We start from the raw sequence: 4876 nt of genomic DNA, 5'->3' as shown, positions 1-4876 counted from the left end.
AAAAATCCACGACTATAATTGAGGAATCGTGTAGACTTTTAGCCAAGGTTTAATCAGGTTAAATAGTACACTCATGTTGAATTATCAAACCGCCGGTTATTAAAAATGCTATTCCAACCATTCCCATTATTCCACCACGGATGTAATGAGAAATTAGAAACGGAATTGTGGTGGGAATTTAATTCACGAAGAAAGAAGGCGATCGTGAACCAAGTTGACTATATACTGCCGTTTGACATAATCTGCAAAGCCGGAGACGCTCCGCCTCGGGTCTTGTTTCCTTTTTTCTTATCTGCTGTTTCATCAATGATTAAAACTATCGGTCGTCCTTGTAGCACGAGTAAAATTAATTCTAATCTCTGCCTTCTTAACTCTGCTGCTGACCACGGTGATTCCGTTAAGAAATGATGCTGCATATTGATGATTTTCTAATCCTACAAATGAGCGCGATCGCGCTGGCAGCGTAAAACGCTTTATCTGGTGACACCATTCCTACATGAAGATATTTAAAGGCTTCAAAGCTTCTCAATAAGTGGAAATAGCTTTTGATACAACTGACAGTATTCGTCCACAAATTTTACTGTGGGCGCGCTTCGGCGAGGCTCAACCATACTCTCTGCGTAACATGAACGCGATCGCCCTTAATTATACTCCTGCGAGAGTGACAAAAAAGGGATAAACACCTAACCTGTCTTGGCGATCCTGAGTATTTCTGGCAAGCGGTAATTGAGTCGGTCTAGAAACCCCATAAACGGGGTCAAAGATGTTTAAAAGCGCTGGTGTGAAGAAATCAAGTCCTGTAAACTCTTTAAATTCAGAGCGGTTGAGATCGACACCAAACAAGAGCGTGTGTTGTATCGACCCTGTAGCAAATTTACCCACTAAATTAGATTGCAATGAGTACCTTTGAGAGTCAATGTCTTGCTGACCAGCGTAACGAGTTACAACACCAGTGGATTCATCAAACTCAAAAGGAAGAAAACCTTTATTTAAGAAGTTCCGACTGACATATCGAAATGCATTGCGGAGTGTCCAGTTTTTGCTAAAACGATGTTCCAAATCATACCCGACATCTATAGAGTCGCTTTCAACCGAGTCATCGGGTTCACCAGTAATGCGTTCACGAAGTGACTCCGAAGGAGTATCGCGAGGAACATCAGCAACTCGATTTGCGTAAGCAACAATTCCGTTATCTAATGGACGCCGATCATGGTAATACTGCAATTGAACGGTGAGGTCTGTCTGTTTTCCAATCTGCCAACTCAATACAGGCGAAACAAAGAAGCGCTCAATATCTGTATCAAAGTCCTGAAAACTTTCACCTTTTTGGTACAACGCATTTAATCGGTAGAGCAAACTGCCATCTGAAGTCAACGGACCAGAAATATCAAGGCGAGGTAGCACCAACACAGCATTAATTGTGGCGATCGCTGAATTTCCCTCGGTAAGAGTGGTAACTTGTAGTTTTGTCCCCTCTGTGGTTTCTATAACAACTAAAAACCATTAGTGACTTGGTTCAGGCGTACACCCTTTACCTGGACTGGAGAATCAAGAGTGGAAGATTGGGAGAGCCACTCTTTCACGGTGGTAGCAGGACGATCCAGTTCACGCAGGCGAGAAATTTTTGTAATAGAACGACAAATAAGCCCATCTCTACTTTCTGATGCCCAGGCAGACTGGGCAATCAGCACTCCTGCCATCGCGGTCAAAATCAGCAATTGCTGTTGCTTCCACATCACTCTACACACCAATTTGGCTGGCAATATTGCCAGGAATAATTATCAAAAAACTTAGTTTAATATTGAAGTGTATGTGGTGGAAGCATTTACTTTTTGCCCGAAACGGACTTTTTTTTGCCCGATCCGGACTTTGCACAAGACTAGTAGTCCGTCACACAACAATGCTTGGCTTACCAATTTTGGTGAATCTTTTTCTCCTTCTCTTCCTCTGCGTTCTCTGTCGCTCTGCGGTTCGTTACTTAAAGAAAGCAAACTTTGATTGACACACTACTAGGAATACAGGCGAATCTGATAAGCTTTGGGAGTAATACCAAATTGTCGTTTGAAGGCATCGCAGAAGCGGCTGGGACTGGTATATCCAACCGCGTGAGCTACCCCAGCCACCGAGAGCGATCGCTCTGCCAAAAGTTGTTTGCCTTGCAGCATACGATGTGTCTGAAAATACCCAAAAACAGTAGTACCAAAAACTAAAAGGAAACCTTCTTTCAGCTTGCGATCGTTCAATCCTACCTGTCGTGCCAAGTCTAATAAAGATGGGGGACTGTTCAAGTTGTGTATTAAAATATCCTTTGCCTGATGCAACCGCTCAATGTCATCTGGTCGCAAAACGGTTACGGTATTGTATTTTTTCTCGTCTTCACTCCAGTGCGCTAGCTGGATCGCCACCAGTTCTAAAGCTTTGCCTTCAAGATACATCTGCCGGATCAATCCTTGATAAGGGCAACTCAGAATTTGGTGCAGTATCTGTTGCATGGCGCGGTTTGTTCTGCCAAGAGGTTGGTGAAAACGCTGTACCTCCTTGCCTTCAAGCAATTGCTGCAACTTATTGGGGAATGGTTCTAAACCTTGACTAAACGACTTGATGCAGTCGAGTGTCATACAGATCATGATGACCTGAATCTGTTGTCCTAAGCGCCACTGTTCAATTTCCCGCATATCTGGAAGATAGTACAAATAGTTATGACCAGAAATCTCTTCATAGTCATCTTTAACACCTTTGAACCCTGGAGAAAGTACTCTAGAACTGCCTGACAGATAGAACTTTGAGATCAAGGGTATGGACTCAGTATGCTCCCTATCCAGGTTTAACGGTTGCCGAAACTCACCATAATATCGCTGGATATCGAGTCCGTTGCGAAGCTTGATGAACTGATGACCTGCTCTTCCAAACTGTGGTGGTACTTCACCGCTTTGTTCATAATCATTCTCGTAGTAAATAGCCTCTCCCTTCTGGTAACTTGCTTTGCACAGTTCATCAAACTCAGTATCTTTAATGATTTTCATCATCGTTGTCTGGCGCTATCAATCTTAGTAAAAAATTATTATAGGGATAATTAATGAAAAATATTATTATTTAAAGTTAAGTAGGTGACGAAGAATCTAGTCTATTTAGCGTTTCTAGGTCTATCAGCAAGGATAAACTAAACAAATTACTGCTTTCTTAGCCGCAACCATCTAGCTGAATAAGCTGCCGTGCGGTTAATTTACACTTAGTTTCTCGGAACCACCCGTGGGGGTTTGGTTCAGCTTTAAGTATGGCAATAATTTTAGTTGTCAGAGCGATCGCGCTTTTGATTAAGTTTGGCGATGCACCCAAACGTTAAAATATAAAAAATATACAATTAATCATGCAAAGACCTTAAGAAAAACTTTACTAGGAGTTTTAGATTATTCTAGTAACGAAAGTGACAAAAGAGGGATAAGATAGTTGAGCAAAAAAGTATCTGAAGTTACGAAATGTTAGCGATCGCTCTCTTGGATAAAAACTTTTTGATTTACTGAAATTGAGCAAAGAAGAGTCTTGGTTAAAGAGTCGAATCTGCAAAAAACTGGATCAGTTTGATTGTTTACGAGATGCCCCACTCAGATGTTTTGCGCTTTACATCCTAACCACTTTGGCACTTGTTATATCAACTGCTCTACCTCCGCAGCTTCTTCTAGTAAGTCTAAATCTTTGTAAATTTGTAAACTTTTAGCTAAAAATTTAGTAGCAATCGCTTCTGCACCTGGCTGATTTTGCTGGGTACGTTTCAGGTATATTTCGCCTAAAAGCTTGTGTGCAGAGGCTTCCAGTTTTCGGCGGTTATACTCTTGAAAAATTTGCAGACATTCTTGAGCGATTTCTTCGCTACGGTCAAGATTTTCTAGAACTTGCACCTCTAGGTAAGCACGAGCTATTTTGAGGGCTTCGTTGGCTTTATCTACTGTTTGCCCCAGTTCATCAAGGTAGGTTAAGCCTCTGTGGTAATATTTCTCAAAAAAAGCAATCTGTTCTTGTATTAACAAGTCGTCGCTAAGTGAGAGCCGTAGATGTTGTGAGTAGAGTAAACCAAAAGAGGTGTAGTCGTAGGCAAGATTTTCTTTATATTTGCCTGCGGTATTTATTTTTATAGCTTGGCGGATATTTTTTTCAGCCTGTGCTATTAGGTCAGAGGCTTCTGTTGAATTAGAGATATTTTTTACTAATAAAGCTTGACAGCAAGCTACTTGCCGACGACGCATAGCCACCCTCTCATCCTGACCTAGCTGTTGATGCAGAGTAAGGCTTTGTTGGTAATACTCAATCGCTTTTGTATAGTCTTTTAAATCTCGATAGCAAGCAGCAAGCCAATACCACAGATTAGCGACATTTTTTTCTAGTCCTAATTGTTGATAAAGTTCTCGACTTTGTTGATGGTAATTTACAGCTTGTTCGTATTTACCCCAAGCTTGATAAATTCTTCCTAGTTGAAAGTAGGCATCAGCGATATTAACTTGGTCATCCAACTGCTGACGAATGGCTAAATCTTGGTTTTCACACTCAATAGCTTGCTCGTATTTGCCCCATTCTCGATAGCAAGCAGCAAGCCAATACCACAGATTAGCGACATTTTTTTCTAGTCCTAATTGTTGATAAACTTCTCGGCTTTGTTGATAGTAATTTACACATTGCTCGTATTTACCCCAAGCTTGATAAATCCTTCCTAGTTGAAAGTAGACATCAGCGATATTAACTTGGTCATCCAACTGCTGACGAATGGCTAAATCTTGGTTTTCACACTCAATAGCTTGCTCGTATTTGCCCCATTCTCGATAGCAAGCAGCAAGCCAATACCACAGATTAGCGACATTTTTTTCTAGTCCTAATTGTTGATAAA

At 41.2% G+C, this 4876-nt stretch carries 4 protein-coding genes and 2 pseudogenes; 1 reads left to right on the top strand and 5 read right to left on the bottom strand.

Features of this window, described 5'->3' with window-relative positions; genetic code table 11:
• Positions 1 to 210: 210 nt before the first annotated feature.
• The 4 genes and pseudogenes from AABK37_RS40430 to AABK37_RS40415 all read right to left on the bottom strand — a co-directional run.
• A pseudogene (locus AABK37_RS40430) lies at positions 211 to 611 on the bottom strand (transposase); the annotation flags it as partial.
• Positions 612 to 645: 34 nt separating this feature from the next.
• Complete coding sequence (locus AABK37_RS40425) at positions 646 to 1410, bottom strand: TonB-dependent siderophore receptor (protein WP_432557013.1); 765 nt, start codon at positions 1408 to 1410, stop codon at positions 646 to 648.
• 83 nt (positions 1411 to 1493) lie between these two features.
• Complete coding sequence (locus tag AABK37_RS40420; RefSeq protein WP_432557012.1) at positions 1494 to 1739, bottom strand: hypothetical protein; 246 nt, start codon at positions 1737 to 1739, stop codon at positions 1494 to 1496.
• A 270-nt stretch (positions 1740 to 2009) separates the two neighbouring features.
• Positions 2010 to 3026 carry a helix-turn-helix transcriptional regulator gene (locus AABK37_RS40415; RefSeq protein WP_432557011.1) on the bottom strand — a complete coding sequence of 339 codons (1017 nt, stop codon included), beginning with the start codon at positions 3024 to 3026 and terminating at the stop codon, positions 2010 to 2012.
• 221 nt (positions 3027 to 3247) lie between these two features.
• Between AABK37_RS40415 and AABK37_RS40410 the strand changes: the two are divergent.
• Positions 3248 to 3343: pseudogene (locus tag AABK37_RS40410) on the top strand (ABC transporter permease); the annotation flags it as partial.
• A 301-nt stretch (positions 3344 to 3644) separates the two neighbouring features.
• On the opposite strand, the gene AABK37_RS40405 reads toward AABK37_RS40410, so the two are convergent.
• Positions 3645 to 4876, bottom strand: a 1232-nt coding sequence (locus AABK37_RS40405) for a tetratricopeptide repeat protein (RefSeq protein WP_432557010.1), incomplete at its 5' end; no start/stop codon positions are given.

Source organism: Tolypothrix sp. VBCCA 56010, assembly GCF_050875635.1.
Classification (GTDB): domain Bacteria; phylum Cyanobacteriota; class Cyanobacteriia; order Cyanobacteriales; family Nostocaceae; genus Hassallia.
The sequence above is the reverse complement of the archived record's forward strand: the minus strand, read 5'-3'. Positions and strand labels throughout refer to the sequence as shown.